This is a genomic window from Microbacterium allomyrinae (assembly GCF_020682705.1).
GTDB classification, from domain to species: domain Bacteria; phylum Actinomycetota; class Actinomycetes; order Actinomycetales; family Microbacteriaceae; genus Microbacterium; species Microbacterium allomyrinae.
In genome coordinates this window covers 113,906-127,550 of record NZ_JAGTTN010000003.1, presented here as the reverse complement: position 1 = coordinate 127,550, position 13,645 = coordinate 113,906, and the positions used below count along the sequence as shown (strand labels likewise).

Sequence of the window (13,645 nt, the reverse complement as noted above, 5' to 3'; positions counted from 1 at the left end):
CGGATCAGTCGCGCGCGATGCCGGCGGCGAGAGTCGCGCCGTCGGACGGATGGATGACGAGGAACGAGCCCCCGTGGCGGCTCGAGCGGTACGGCTCGAGCGGAAGGTCGGCCGCCAGTCGAACGCGCACGCGGCCGATGTCGTTGGTCTCGAGCGTCTGCGCCGGCTCGTGGGTCAGCGTGTCGAGGTCGTAGCGCGACTCGATCTGCGCCACGATCGCCTGCACGGTGGCCGTGCCGTGCTTCACGAGCACCCGGATGCCGGGGGTCAGCGCCCGCGCGTCGAGCTGGAACAGCTCGGCATCGAACTCGCGGCGCCCGGTCGGAAGCGAACCCGCCGAGACGACGAGCGCGCCGCGCGCGGTGTCGAGGTCATGGGCGAACTCCAGCGACACCGACTGCGGGGCGATGGCGCTGTCGACCTCGACGCCGGCCGAGCGGATGCCGGTGACCGTGGTCGCGATGCCCGACGGGAAGATCTCCACCGGGTCGCCGACCCGGACGACGCCGCTCGAGATGCGTCCGGCGACAGCGCGATAGTCGCGCAGGCGCTCGGTGGCCTCGGGGTCCGCCGCGAGGTCGGGAGCGAGACCGCCCTGGGGTCGCAGCACCAGCTGCACCGGCAGTCGCAGCGGTTCGAGCTCCTGCTCGATCTGGTCCGCCCCCGGCAGGGTCTCGAGCAGCTCGAGCAGTGCCGGGCCCTCGTACCAGGGGGTGCGCGGCGATCGCTCGACGATGTTGTCGCCTTCGAGCGCAGACACCGGGATGACGTGCAGATCCTCGATGCCGAGCTCAGCGGCCACCGCCTCGGCCTGCGCCGAGACGTCGGCGAAGGCATCCTGCGAGAAGCCGATCAGGTCGATCTTGTTCACCGCGACGATCACGTGCGGCACGCGCAGCAGCGCGACCACGGCGAGGTGCCGTTTGGTCTGCTCGAGCACACCCTTGCGACCGTCGACGAGCACGACCACCGCGTCGGCGGTCGTGGCGCCGGTGACCATGTTGCGCGTGTACTGCACGTGGCCCGGGCAGTCGGCGAGGATGAACGATCGCGCACCCGTCGTGAAGTACCGGTAGGCGACGTCGATCGTGATGCCCTGCTCGCGTTCGGCGCGCAGGCCGTCGGTGAGCAGCGCGAAGTCGAATTCGCCGTGCGCGAATCCGCGGTCTGCCGAGGTGCGCGCGACCTGCTCGAGCTGGTCGGCGAGGATCGCCTTGGAGTCGTGCAGCAGCCGGCCGACGAGCGTCGACTTTCCGTCGTCGACCGAACCGGCCGTCGCGAAGCGGAACAGCGTGCCCGAGCCGACGGCATCCGTCGTTCCCCCGCGGCGTGAGGCGGGCGAGGGGAGAGCAGAATCGAGATCCAGAGTCATCAGAAGTACCCGTCCTTCTTGCGGTCTTCCATGGCCGCTTCGCTCAGGCGGTCATCGGCGCGGGTCGCACCGCGCTCGGTGATGGTGGAGACGGCGACCTCGGCGACGATCGACGCGAGGTCCGCGGCATCCGACTCGACCGCTCCGGTGCAGCTCATGTCGCCCACCGTCCGGTATCGGACGGTGCGCACCTCGACGGTCTCGTTCTCGCGCGGCGGCGAGAACTCGCCGACCGGGCGCCACATGCCGTCGCGCGAGTAGACCTCGCGCTCGTGCGCGAAGTACAGCGAGGGGAGCGGGATGCCCTCGCGCTGGATGTAGCTCCAGACGTCGAGCTCGGTCCAGTTCGAGATCGGGAACGCGCGCACATGCTGCCCGGGAGTGTGGCGGCCGTTGTAGAGGCTCCACAGCTCCGGGCGCTGGTTGCGGGGGTCCCACTGGCCGAACTCGTCGCGGAGCGAGATGATGCGCTCCTTGGCGCGGGCCTTGTCTTCGTCGCGGCGCGCACCCCCGAACACGGCGTCGTGGCGACCGGCGGCGATCGCGTCGAGAAGGGGCAGCGTCTGCAGCGGGTTGCGGGTGCCGTCGGCGCGCTCGGCGAGACGGCCGTCGTCGATGTAGTCCTGCACCTTCGCGACCTCGAGACGGATGCCGAGGCGCTCGACGGTCGCGTCGCGGAAGGCGAGGACCTCGGGGAAGTTGTGGCCGGTGTCGACGTGCAGCACGGGGAACGGCACCTTGCCGGGGGCGAACGCCTTGGTCGCCAGATGCAGCACGACGACCGAGTCCTTGCCGCCGGAGAACAGCAGCACGGGGCGCTCGAACTCCGCGACCACCTCGCGGATCACGTGGATCGCCTCGGCCTCGAGGAGGTCGAGGGTCGAGAGGGCGGTGCTCCCCTCGGCAAGAGCCGTCGGCTCCGCCGATCGAGTAGGCGAGGAACGAGCCGTATCGAGATCGAGAGTCATGTGTGGAGCCCGCATTCCGTCTTCGAGAGCCCGGCCCAGCGGCCGGATCGGGGGTCTTCGCCGGGGGCGACCGGCTTGGTGCACGGTTCGCATCCGATCGAGGGGTAGCCGTTGGAGACCAGGAGGTTCACCGGCACCTGGTGGGCGCCGGCGTAGTCGAGCAGGTCGTCGAAGGTCCACGAGGCGAGCGGGTTGACCTTCACCAGGCCGTTGCGCTCGTCCCACGCCACCAGCGGCGTGTTCGTCCGGGTGGGCGCCTCGTCGCGGCGCACTCCGGTGAACCACAGCTCGTAGCCGCCCAGCGCGTCCTTGAGGGGGCCGACCTTGCGACGTTCGCAGCACAGCGCGGGGTCGCGGTCGTGCAGCTTCGCACCGAACTCGGCGTCCTGCTCGGCGACCGTCTGCTCGGGCAGCACGTCGACGATCCGGACGTCCAGCACGCGTCCGACCTCGTCGCGAGTGAATCTGGTCTCGGCGAAGTGATAGCCGGTGTCGAGGAACAGCACGTCGACGCCGGGCAGATGCTCGGCGACGAGGTGGGGCAGAGCAGCGTCGGCCATCGAGCAGGCGACGGCCGCGGCATCCGCCCCGAAGTTGCGGGCGACCCACGCGACGACCTCGGCGGGGGACGCTTCGTGATCGGTGAGGCTGCCCAGCTCGATATTGCCCTGCTCGGCGAGGGCGCGCAGTTCGTCGTGCGTGCGCTTGGCGGTGACACGAGGGGCGAGCGACACGGTCATTGCAGTGCCTCCTCGTCGGCGCGGTGAGCCCACTGCGCGAACGTCTCGTCGGCGGCGACGTCGCGGTCGGCGAGGAACCGCTTGACCACCCGCTCGGTGTAGTCGGCGATGCCGTCGGCGGCGACCTTGAGCCCGCGGACGGTGCGACCCAGGCCCGCCTCGTCGCGGTCCGCGTTGGTGAGCCCTCCGCCGAGGTGCACCTGATAGCCGGGCACCTGCTCGCCGTCGATCATCACGAGCTGACCCTTGAGGCCGATGTCGGCGGTCTGGATGCGGGCGCACGAGTTGGGGCACCCGTTCACGTGCAGCGAGATCGGGTGCGGGAGCTCGAACTGCGCGAGGCGCTCTTCGAGGTCGAGCACGGCCGCCGTCGCGTTGACCTTGGTCTCGACGATCGCGAGCTTGCAGAACTCGATGCCGGTGCACGCGATCGTGCCGCGGCGCAGCAGGCTGGGACGCGCCTGGAGCCCGAGTCCGTCGAGCACCGCGATGAGCGGCTCGACGTTCTCTTCGGGCACGTCGAGGACGACGAGCTTCTGGTGGGGGGTCGTGCGCAGGCGCGTCGAGCCGTGCGCCTCGAGCGCGTCGGCGAGCTTGGCCAGAGTCGGGCCCGAGACCCTGCCCACGATCGGCGTGACGCCGATGAAGAAGCGGCCGTCCTTCTGCCGGTGCACGCCCACGTGGTCGCCCTGCGACTTCGGCTTGGGGGCGGCGGGGCCGTCGGGCAGCGCGAAGCCGAGGTACTCGTCCTGCAGCACCTGCCGGAACTTCTCGGTGCCCCACTCGGCGAGCAGGAACTTCAGCCGCGCCTTGTTGCGCAGCCGCCGGTAGCCGTAGTCGCGGAAGATCTGCGTGACGCCGTGCCAGACATCCGCCACCTGATCCGGGCGGACGAACGTGCCCAGGCGCTCGCCGAGGCGCGGAGTGGTCGACAGCGCGCCGCCCACCCACAGGTCGTACCCGACACCGAGTTCGGGATGCTCGACGGCGACGAACGCGATGTCGTTGATCTCGTGGACGACGTCCTGGCTGGGGTGGCCGGTGATCGCCGACTTGAACTTGCGCGGGAGGTTCGCGAGCGTCTCATCGCCGAGGAAGCGTGCGGTGATCTCGTCGATCTGCGGCGTCGGGTCGATGAGCTCGTCGGCGGCGATTCCCGCGACGGGGGAGCCGAGGATCACGCGCGGCACATCGCCGCACGCCTCGGTGGTGCCCAGGCCCACGGCTTCGAGGCGGCGCCAGATCTCGGGCACGTCCTCGACGCGGATCCAGTGCAGCTGGATGTTCTGCCGGTCGGTGATGTCGGCCGTGTCGCGGGCGAAGTCGGTCGAGATGCCGGCGATGACGCGCAGCTGCTCGGTCGTGAGCTGGCCGCCGTCGATGCGGACCCGCAGCATGAAGTACTCGTCCTCGAGTTCTTCGGGCGTCAGCGTCGCGGTGCGGCCGCCGTCGATGCCCGGCTTGCGCTGGGTGTACAGACCCCACACGCGGAACCGGCCGTGCAGGTCGGTCGGGTCGATCGACGCGAACCCGCCCTTCGAGTAGATGTTCTCGATGCGCCCGCGCACGCTCAGGCCGTTGTCGACCTGCTTCCACTCCTCGTTGCCGTTGAGCGGTGTCGTGCCGTCGATCTTCCACTGCCCGTTGGGCTTGGACGATGGGCGCGGCGGTCGCGCGGTCGCGCCGTGCGCTCGGGGCGCGCCGCCTTCGGGGCGCGGCGCGGGGCGCGGTTCGGTGTCGCTGATGGTCACGGTGGCCTCCGGATGACCCCGGGCGTCCCCAGGGCGGACTCTATCGAGTCCATTCCGTGAATCTATGAGCGACCGGGCCTATGACCTATCCGAACGTCAAGTGACGTTAACCGACGTAACGGGGCGTCACACAGTTGCGGGATGCGCGATTTATGGACGCGGTCCGGCTATGCCCGCGCGTCGAGGTATCGCTCCACCACGAGCTCGACCAGGGATGCCGCCGGCTCGTCGTCATCGAGCAGCGGACGGGCGACCGGCGCCGGATCGGCGAGCCGCACCGCGAGGTTGTGGAAGTACCCCGGAGCGAGCAGGTAGTCCGCGACCACGACAGGGGCGCCGCCCCGGGACGCCTCGATGACCGCGGCGTCGAGGCGAGGTTCGGCCGCCGCGAGGAAGCCGACCGTGACCTCTCGACCGAGGCGCTCGCCGAGCATGGTGCCGATGGCGCGGCAGTCGTCGTTTGCGCGGTCATCGCTCGAGCCGGCGACCGCGAGGACGACGGCATCCGCGTCCGCCGGCCGCAACGGCGCGAGGCGCTCGAGCAGCGCATCCACGAGGCGGGGGTCGGGGCCCAGTGCCGGGGCGATCGTGACGCCCTCTCGCCCGGCCGTCTGTTCGGCCAGGTCGATGCGCACGTGATAACCCGCCGACAGCAGCAGCGGCACGATCACGATCGGCTGCTCGTCGGGAAGTGCATCGAGGGATGCCGCGACATCCGGCTGCTGAACATCCACGTGCCCGAGACGCACGGTCACGTCGGGCAGCCGCGCGGCGACCGCCGCGACCAGCGCCGCGACGGCATTCTGGCCCTCCGCCGAGGCGGTGCCGTGGGAGATCGCAAGGAGTGCAGGCTTCGTCACCCCGCCCATTCTGCTCGCCTTATATGGCGCGGGTGTTACGTGGGGCGCGGAGACGCCGCGCCTGGACGCCCGCCTCTGGTCACCTCTGGTGCGATCCCGCCCCGGGGCGGATCAGTCACCCTGGGACGGGAATATCCCGCCCCGAGGTGCGCGAAGCGCCCCGGGGCGGGTGCGGTAGGTCGTCTGGCGGAAGGTCTGCCGCCCGGCGCGCGATGCGCCCCGGGGTGGTGAGATCCCGGGCGGATGCCTCGCGCCGGCGTGCACGATGCGCCCCGGGGTGGTGAAATCACGGGCGGATGCCGCGCGCCGGCGCGCGATCCGCCCCGGGGCGGAACAGTCACCCTGGGACGGGAATGCCCCGCCCCGAGGTGCGCGAAGCGCCCCGGGGCGGGTGCGGTAGCGGTGGCGGTGGCGGAGGCGTCAGGCGGCACCGGACTCGCGGCCGCGAGTGAACCCGGCGTCGAATCCACGCTCGAAGGCGTGCTGCGCGTGCCGACCGCCGCGGCCGCGACCGCCGCGATCGTGGCCGTAACCGCCGTGGCCGTATCCGCCGTGCCCGCGACCGCCGTGACCGTAGTCACCCTGGGGGCGGGGGCCGCGGCATCCGTCGTCGAAGGCGTTGTCGCGATCGCGCGGCGCGTCATCCGTCGTCCCGGGTCGTCCCGGACGGCCGGGGCCGAAGCCGTGGTGGCGGTTGGGGCCGAAGCCGTCGTGGATCTCGGGCCGGAACGGCCACGGTCCGCGGAAGCCGCCGAACCCTCGTCCACGGCCGCCGGGACCTCCCGGGAAGCCGCCGAAGCCGAAGCCGAAGCCGGATCGCGGGTCGCTCTCGTCCCAGCCGAGTTCGCGGGCGATGGTCTCGAGCGAGGCCACGGTGCTCGCGAACGCGTCGTCGCCGACCGCGGCGATCATCCGGGTGCGGATCGCGTCGACGATCTCGGCGATGCGCTCCTTCTCGGCGCGACCGGTGTCGGTCAGTGCCCAGGTGCCGTCGCCCTTCTGCTCGGCCCAGCCACGGTCCTCGAGTCCGCGCAGGCGCTTGCCCTTGCGGGCGAGACGCTCGCTGACGCCGGGCGCGTCGACGTCGGAGGAGAGCAGGTTGAGCAGCATCCAGTCGCGCGGGGTGATGCCCTCGCGCTCGAGCGCCGACGCGAACTCGCGGGTGAGGAGGCCGTCGACGGTGCGCAGCCAGTAGCTGAGCGGCCGCTGATCGGCGGGTCGAGGGTCGGTGTTGTCTGTGTTGTCGATGTTCTCGTTGTTCATCGGGAAGTCCTTTCGAGGGGCGACCGGTTCGGTCGCCGCGGGTGTTGCATGTCTAAGAGCATGTATATGCAGTGTGACATGCAATCCGAGTCCATGTCAAGTCGCATGTAAATTGAATGCATGCCCTCCGCGCCCGAAGACCCCGCCGACGCCATCGCCGCAGCCCTCGCGCGACTGAGAGGACGACGGATGCCGCGACCCCCGTGGTCCGACGGCTCGGGCCCGCACGGAGGCAGGTCCAACGGCGGCGCGCACGCCGGTCCTCCCGACTGGGGACACGGCGGCCCGCACGCCGGCTCGCACGGCGCCGGCGGGTGGGGCCGCGGCCACGGCGCCCCGCCGTGGCTCGGTGCCGGGCGCATCGGCGGTCCCGCGCGCATGCGATTGCTCGAGGCGCTCGCCGCGGCATCCCACCCGCTCTCGGTCGGCGAGATCGCCGAGGCCGTGGGGGTCGATCAGCCCCGCGCGTCGCGCCTCGTGCAGCAGTCCGTCGAGCTCGACCTCGTGCGCCGCGAAGCGGACCCCGATGACGCGCGCCGCACGCGCGTCGCGCTCACCGACACCGGTGCGCGACTCGTGCGCGGATTCCGTGGCGAGCGACGCGACGCGATCGATTCAGCCCTTGCACCGTTCAGCGACACCGAGCGTGCCGAACTCGCCCGGTTGCTGACCAAGCTCGCCGACTCCTGGCCGCAGGCCTGACCGCGTCGCCGCCCTCAGGGTCCGGTTGCCGCATAGTGTCGGGATCCGCGCGTGAAGCGACCGGATGCGGCAAACTCAGCGGCTGGCAACCGCGGCCGTTGGGTCGTTGTCGCCGGGTCCGGTTGCCGCATAGTGTCGCGAACCGCGCGTGAAGCGACCGGATGCGGCAAATTCAGCGGCGGCAGCCGCGGCCGTTGGGTCGTTGTCGCCGGGTCCGGTTGCCGCATAGTGTCGGGATCCGCGCGTGGAGCGACCGGGTGCGGGTGGCTCTGCGGCCGTCACTGCCGCCGCGGGGCGTCGGCGTCAGCGCGTCAGCTTGTCGGGTGCCGAGCGCACCGGGAGAAGCAGGAGGAGCCCTGCCAGCAGCACGAGCACGATGCCGAGGATGCCGTAGTACGCCTCGCCCGAGATCGCCACGAAGAGCGCGAACATCGTCGGCGCGAGGAATGACACCGCGCGACCGGTCGTCGCGTACAGGCCGAAGACCTCGCCTTCCCGTCCGGGCGGGATGATCCGCGCGAGGAACGTGCGCGACGCGGACTGCGCCGGTCCGACGAAGAGGCACAGCGCCAGGCCCGCCGTCCAGAACACGATCTGACCGCCGTCGTGGAAGAAGAAGACGAGCAGGCCCGAGATCACGAGGCCGATCAGCGCCGCGACGATGACGGGCTTCGCGCCGAGCTTGTCGTCGAGCGCGCCGACCGCGATGGTCGAGACGCCCGCGACCACGTTCGCCGCGATCGCGAAGATGATCACCTCGCCGGCCGAGAAGCCGAAGACGGATGCCGCCAGCACGCCGCCGAAGGTGAAGACGCCCGCCAGCCCGTCGCGGAACACCGCGCTGGCGAGCAGGAACCATACGGTGTGGCGGCTCTCCCGCCACAGGCGTGCGATGTCCTTGCCGAGCCGCCGGTACGAGGCGAAGAAGCCGACCCGCTCGCGCCGGGCGCCGCTGCCGCGGTACTCGGGGACGATGAACAGCACGGGCAGGGCGAACAGCCCGAACCAGATCGCGGAGACCACCATCGCCAGCCGCACCGGCCAGCCGTCCTCGTCGGGAACGCCGAACAGGCCCTGGATGAAGCCGAAGTAGACGATGAGCAGCAGCACGATGCCGCCGACGTATCCCATGCCCCAGCCGAAACCGCTCACCCGCCCGATCGAGCGCGGCGTCGAGACCTGCGAGAGCATCGCGTTGTAGTTGACGCCGGCGAACTCGAAGAAGATGTTGCCGGCAGCCACGAGGAACAGGCCGAGCCACAGGTAAGACGGCTCGGGGACGACGAACACCATCGCGGCCGTCATCGCGACCACGATGTAGGTGTTTACCGCGAGCCAGAGCTTGCGCCGCCCCGAGGTGTCGGAGCGCTGGCCGGTGACCGGGGCGAGCAGCGCGATGAGCAGGCCGGCGCCGGCGAGCGCCCAGCCGAGTTGCGCCTCGACCGTGCCGGACTCGCCGAAGCTCGAGCTCGTCAGGTACACGGTGAAGACGAAGGTGGTGACCACCGCGTTGAAGGCGGCCGAGCCCCAGTCCCACAGGCCCCACGCCACGACGGCGCGCGTGCTCGTGCGCGCCGGGCCCTCCGCGCCGATGGCGGCGGCCATCGCGTCTGTCGGCGTCACTCCGGCGAAATCCGGGACGGCGGGAGGCGTGCGAGGCTCGGGCGAACTCATGTCGGTCACGCTATGGCCCTTCGGTGAACGGCGGGTTCCGCCGCCGCGCGCGCCGCTTCGTCGCGGCGCCCCGCCAGGCTACCCGGATCCACCGCTGCGCACCCCGCCGGTGTGACGGCCGGCAACGCGGTCCGTGCGCGCCTGTAGCGCCGGAACGCTCCGCTCTGCTTTCATTCGATCATGACAGCCGACCCGGGCACTCCCGTGGTTTTCAACAGGCGCCTCGCGATTCTCCTCGCCATGGCGATGTTCGTCCTCGTCGTCGACACGTCCCTGATGAACGTCTCGATCTCGGCGGTGGTGCAGGATCTGGGCACGACGGCGAGCGGCGTGCAGGGTGCGATCGCGCTCGAGGCGCTCGTGTCGGCCGCGTTCATCCTCATCGGCGGCAAGACCGGCGATCTCATCGGCCGCAAGCGCGCGTACACCCTCGGGCTGCTCGGCTATGCGGTCGGCGCGATCGCGATGACGCTCGCGAACGACCTCACCGCGGTGATCGTCTTCTGGGCGGTGATCGGCGGGATCGGGGCATCCCTGCTGCTGCCCGCCATGCAGTCGCTCATCCACGGGAACTTCGCGGGCGACTACCAGAAGCGGGTGTACGCACTGGTCGGTGCGTCGGCGGCCATCGCGGCGGCGGTCGGGCCGCTCCTGGGCGGCTTCATCACCACCTTCCTGTCGTGGCGTGTGGGATTCCTCCTCGAAGCGGTGATCATCGCCGTCGTGCTGATCGGTCTTCCCCTGGTCAAGGACGTCGCCTTCACGGGGGACCGATCCATCGATCTCGTCGGCGCCGCGCTGTCGGTGGTCGGCATGGGCGGGGTCGTGCTGGGCATCCTCGTGTGGCAGGAGGGCGGCGGCTACGTCGCCCTGCTCATCGGGCTCGGCGTCGCGGCGCTGGGCGGGCTGGCGTTCTGGCTGCGCGCACGCAAGCGCGCATCGAAGCCGACGCTGCTGGATCCTGCACTCTTCGCCTCGAAGCCGTTCCGCACGGGTGTGAGCGGACAGCTGCTCCAGCAGATCGCGCTGGGCGGAACGATGATCGTGCTGCCGCTGTACCTGCAGATGGTGCTCGAGTACAACGCGCTGATGGCGGGCCTGTCGATCGCGCCGCTGTCGCTGAGCATGTTCGCCGTCGCGCTGCTGGCGGGACGGCGTGCCAAGGGGCGCCCCGCCGATCTCATCCTCTGGGGCTTCGTCCTCACGGTCGTCGGGCTCGTGATCATCGTGCCGATCGTGCCGATCGCCGATTCGGGCTGGTACCTCACGGTGCCGCTGATCATCAGCGGGTCGGGCCTGGGCCTGCTCGTCTCGCAGCTCAACAACTTCACGCTGTCGCCCATCACCGATGAACGCGTGAGCGAGGCGGCCGGGGTCAACTCCGCGGCGGGCTCGTTCGGGCTGTCGTTCGGGCTGGCGTTCGCCGGCGCGATCATGCTCGCCACCCTCGCCGCGACGTTCACCTCGCTCGCTGCGTCCTCGTCCGTGCTGACAGCCGACCAGCAGCAGCAGGTCTCCACGGTGCTCGAAGAGGACGCCCAGCTGATGTCGAACACGGGACTGGAGGAACTCCTCCTCGACGAATCACCCGAGGCTTCGGCCGAGGTCATCCGCATCAACACCGAGGCGCGTCCGTTCGCGCTGCAGATCGCGCTGCTCGTGCCCATCATCGCCGGACTCCTCGGCGTCCTGAACGGGTTCCGGATGCGCCGGCTGCCGGACCCGAAAGCATCCTCGGGTGCCGACATGACGCTGGGCTGACCCGCCCCCGCGCCGCCGCATCCGACGTGGCCGGGGCGCGGCATGTCCGCGCGTCGTTCGACCCACTGGCGACCTGGGTCGTCGTGCGGTGCCGTCGCGCGCGGGCACAATGAGAGGACCCCGTCCCGGAGAGGCCCGATGCCCGCCGTCCTGCGTGTGCGCTCCGCGCTCTCACGATCGCTCGACCGTGCGCTCGGGATGGTGGTGCTGCTGGCCGCCCTGCTCACGATCACAGAGATCGGGCTGCTGCCTCTCGACGAGCCCGGGGCGATGGTGCTGCTGGCCCTTCCGCTCATCTTCGTCGTCTACGTCGTCTCGGGACTCCTCGCGTGGAAGCGGCGTCCGAGCAACGGGATGGGCTCGCTCATCCTCGTGGCCGGCGTCGCCGTGTACGTCGGGGGGATCGCGAACACCGGAGTGCCGGTCTTCGTCGCGATCGGGGCGATCTGCGCGACGCTCGCCCTGCCGGCCGTGGTGCACCTGCTGCTCGCGTTCCCGACGGGGCAGCTGCCCGATCGGACGTCGCGGATGCTCGTGATCTGGCTCTATGCGCTCTCGCTCGTGCTGCAGGCGCCGGGCTACCTCTTCGACCCGGAGGGTCCCTATCCGCCGTTCGCCATCGCGGATCTGCCCGTGGTCGTCGAGGTCTTCGAACTGCTGCAGACGGTGATCGCGACGATTCTGATGGTCGTGACCGCCGGGGTGCTGTGGGGGCGCCTGCGCCGGGCGGATGCCGCGCATCGCCGCGTGCTCATCCCGCTGTTCTCGTACGGCATCTTCACTGTGCTGTTCATGCCGCTCATCGCGATCGCACTCGACCGCGTCTTCCAGGTCGACCCGTCGGTGCGGGGGCTGCTCCAGTTCGCCGCGCTCGCGGGGGTGCCGATCGCGTTCGCCTTCGGCATCCTGCGCGGCGGCTTCGCCCGCACGGGAGAGCTGGAGGAGCTCGGCACATGGCTCGGCTCGGCCGACACGTCGGAGCAGCCGCTCGCCGAGGCGCTCGCACGCACGCTCGGCGACCCGTCGCTGCGGCTGCGCTTCTGGGCCACCGACCACCTCGAGCTGCTCGACGCCCAGGGGCACCCGACGCCCCGCGACGTGCTGGCCGACCCCGGCCGCGGGTGGGAGGAGATCGTGCTCGACGGGCACGGGATCGGGGCGATCGAGTACGACGGGGCGTTCCTGGATCCCGAGCTCGTGCGGACGGCCGGGCGCATCGTGGCCATCGCGGTCGAGCGGGAGCGGCTGACGGCCGAGCTGCGCGCGAGCGAGCGCGCGCTGGTGCGCTCCCGCGGACGCATCGTGGAGGCGGCCGATCGGGAGCGGCGACGCATCGCACGCGACCTCCACGACGGCCTTCAGGTGCAGCTCGTGCTCCTCGCCCTCGAGGCGCAGCAGATCGCGACCGCCGCGCCGCGCACGGTCGCGGAGCGTGCGACGAGGCTGCGACTGGACATCGATGCCGCGGCAGCGGACGTGCGTACGCTCGTTCGCGACCTCGTGCCTGCGGCACTGATCGAGCGGGGTCTCGCCGCGGCCGCGGAGGACCTCGCCGACCGGATGCCGATCCCGACCGAGTTCGCCTCGGACGTGGCGGACGGCACGCTCGGCGACCTGGTCGAGGCCACGACGTACTTCGTGCTGACCGAGACGCTCGCCAACGTCGTCAAGCACGCAGAGGCGTCGCTGGTGACGGTGCGTCTGGCGCTGCGCGGCGACTTCGTGCGTCTCGATGTCGCCGACGACGGCGTGGGGGGAGCATCCATGGAAGCGGGTTCAGGACTGCGAGGTCTCGCCGACCGGGTGGAGGCGATCGGGGGCAGGATCTCGATCGACAGTCCACCCGGCCGCGGCACCCGGGTGTGGGCGGAGGTGCCATGCGTGTCGTCATAGCCGAGGACGAGGTCCTCATCCGACGCGGTCTCGAGCTGGTGCTGCAGGAGGGCGGACACGATGTGGTCGCCGCCGTCGGCGACGCCGAGCAGATGACGGATGCCGTCGCCCGCGAGCGCCCGGACCTCGTGGTGACCGACATCCGGATGCCGCCCACGCACACCGACGAAGGACTCGCGGCGGCGCTGCGGATCCGCCGCGATCATCCGGGCACCGCCGTCGTCGTCCTCTCGCAGCATGTGCAGCGCCGGTATGCGAAGGATCTGCTGGCCGAAGGGACGGGCTGGGTGGGGTACCTGCTCAAGCAGCGCATCGCCGATGTGGGAACGTTCCTCGACGATCTCGAGAGGGTCGCCCACGGCGGCACGGCCTTGGATCCCGACGTCGTCGCCGTCATGGTCGGGCGTGCCCGCCACTCGGAGGCGGCCGTGAGCGCGCTGACGGCGCGACAGCAGGAGGTGCTCGCACTCGTCGCCGAGGGACGCAGCAACGCCAGCATCGCGGCGAAGCTCTTCCTCACCGAGAAGGCCGTCGTCCAGCACGTCTCGCGCATCTACGACGCGCTGGGACTTCCGCCCGATGCCGACGCGCACCGACGCGTGCTGGCGGTCATCCGGTATCTCAACCGCAGTTGACCTCGCGCGTGGGGACCTAGGTCCTC

11 protein-coding genes are annotated in these 13,645 nt (G+C 70.9%); 4 read left to right on the top strand and 7 right to left on the bottom strand.

Translation table 11 applies throughout. The annotated features are described in order from the left end of the window. Nucleotides 1-4: 4 nt before the first annotated feature. From KEC57_RS10350 to KEC57_RS10325, 6 genes are all read right to left on the bottom strand, one after another. Nucleotides 5-1,372: a sulfate adenylyltransferase subunit 1 gene (locus KEC57_RS10350; protein WP_229384544.1), complete on the bottom strand. Its 1,368-nt coding sequence runs from the start codon at nt 1,370-1,372 to the stop codon at nt 5-7. Next, nucleotides 1,372-2,340 carry a sulfate adenylyltransferase subunit CysD gene (gene cysD / locus KEC57_RS10345; RefSeq protein WP_229384543.1) on the bottom strand — a complete coding sequence of 323 codons (969 nt, stop codon included), beginning with the start codon at nt 2,338-2,340 and terminating at the stop codon, nt 1,372-1,374. Before cysD ends, KEC57_RS10350 begins: the two co-directional genes overlap by 1 nt. Next, a complete protein-coding gene (locus tag KEC57_RS10340; RefSeq protein ID WP_229384542.1) occupies nt 2,337-3,080 on the bottom strand; it encodes a phosphoadenylyl-sulfate reductase in 744 nt (247 codons plus the stop codon). Before KEC57_RS10340 ends, cysD begins: the two co-directional genes overlap by 4 nt. After that, nucleotides 3,077-4,831: a nitrite/sulfite reductase gene (locus KEC57_RS10335; RefSeq protein ID WP_308187592.1), complete on the bottom strand. Its 1,755-nt coding sequence runs from the start codon at nt 4,829-4,831 to the stop codon at nt 3,077-3,079. Before KEC57_RS10335 ends, KEC57_RS10340 begins: the two co-directional genes overlap by 4 nt. 167 nt (nt 4,832-4,998) lie before the next feature. Continuing rightward, the gene (locus tag KEC57_RS10330) at nt 4,999-5,700 is read right to left on the bottom strand and encodes a sirohydrochlorin chelatase (protein WP_372457021.1); all 702 of its coding nucleotides are present in this window, start codon (nt 5,698-5,700) and stop codon (nt 4,999-5,001) included. 411 nt (nt 5,701-6,111) lie between these two features. Next, nucleotides 6,112-6,954 carry a MarR family winged helix-turn-helix transcriptional regulator gene (locus KEC57_RS10325; protein WP_229384540.1) on the bottom strand — a complete coding sequence of 281 codons (843 nt, stop codon included), beginning with the start codon at nt 6,952-6,954 and terminating at the stop codon, nt 6,112-6,114. 120 nt (nt 6,955-7,074) lie between these two features. Between KEC57_RS10325 and KEC57_RS10320 the strand changes: the two genes are divergently transcribed. Further along, entirely contained in the window at nt 7,075-7,656 is a 582-nt protein-coding gene (locus KEC57_RS10320) for a MarR family winged helix-turn-helix transcriptional regulator (RefSeq protein WP_229384539.1), read from the top strand. 303 nt (nt 7,657-7,959) lie between these two features. Here KEC57_RS10320 and KEC57_RS10315 read toward each other — a convergent pair whose 3' ends face one another. After that, on the bottom strand, nt 7,960-9,330 hold the full coding sequence (locus KEC57_RS10315; protein ID WP_372457019.1) for an MFS transporter: 1,371 nt from the start codon (nt 9,328-9,330) through the stop codon (nt 7,960-7,962). A gap of 180 nt (nt 9,331-9,510) precedes the next feature. Here KEC57_RS10315 and KEC57_RS10310 point away from each other — a divergent pair, with 180 nt between their 5' ends. From KEC57_RS10310 to KEC57_RS10300, 3 genes are all read left to right on the top strand, one after another. Then, nucleotides 9,511-11,091 (top strand): MFS transporter, encoded by a 1,581-nt coding sequence (locus tag KEC57_RS10310; protein ID WP_229384537.1) that lies wholly within the window; start codon nt 9,511-9,513, stop codon nt 11,089-11,091. A gap of 138 nt (nt 11,092-11,229) precedes the next feature. Beyond that, a complete protein-coding gene (locus KEC57_RS10305) occupies nt 11,230-12,984 on the top strand; it encodes a sensor histidine kinase (protein WP_229384536.1) in 1,755 nt (584 codons plus the stop codon). After that, nucleotides 12,969-13,619 carry a response regulator transcription factor gene (locus KEC57_RS10300; RefSeq protein WP_229384535.1) on the top strand — a complete coding sequence of 217 codons (651 nt, stop codon included), beginning with the start codon at nt 12,969-12,971 and terminating at the stop codon, nt 13,617-13,619. The genes KEC57_RS10305 and KEC57_RS10300 overlap by 16 nt, the downstream gene beginning before the upstream one ends. The last annotated feature ends 26 nt before the right edge of the window (nt 13,620-13,645 follow it).

Coding starts and splice junctions, on each gene's coding strand:
- KEC57_RS10330 (WP_372457021.1), bottom strand. CDS start 5,700: ATGGGCGGGGTGACGAAGCCTGCACTCCTTGCGATCTCCCACGGCACC.
- KEC57_RS10325 (WP_229384540.1), bottom strand. CDS start 6,954: ATGAACAACGAGAACATCGACAACACAGACAACACCGACCCTCGACCC.
- KEC57_RS10310 (WP_229384537.1), top strand. CDS start 9,511: ATGACAGCCGACCCGGGCACTCCCGTGGTTTTCAACAGGCGCCTCGCG.
- KEC57_RS10320 (WP_229384539.1), top strand. CDS start 7,075: ATGCCCTCCGCGCCCGAAGACCCCGCCGACGCCATCGCCGCAGCCCTC.
- KEC57_RS10315 (WP_372457019.1), bottom strand. CDS start 9,330: ATGAGTTCGCCCGAGCCTCGCACGCCTCCCGCCGTCCCGGATTTCGCC.
- cysD (WP_229384543.1), bottom strand. CDS start 2,340: ATGACTCTCGATCTCGATACGGCTCGTTCCTCGCCTACTCGATCGGCG.
- KEC57_RS10305 (WP_229384536.1), top strand. CDS start 11,230: ATGCCCGCCGTCCTGCGTGTGCGCTCCGCGCTCTCACGATCGCTCGAC.
- KEC57_RS10340 (WP_229384542.1), bottom strand. CDS start 3,080: ATGACCGTGTCGCTCGCCCCTCGTGTCACCGCCAAGCGCACGCACGAC.
- KEC57_RS10300 (WP_229384535.1), top strand. CDS start 12,969: ATGCGTGTCGTCATAGCCGAGGACGAGGTCCTCATCCGACGCGGTCTC.
- KEC57_RS10350 (WP_229384544.1), bottom strand. CDS start 1,372: ATGACTCTGGATCTCGATTCTGCTCTCCCCTCGCCCGCCTCACGCCGC.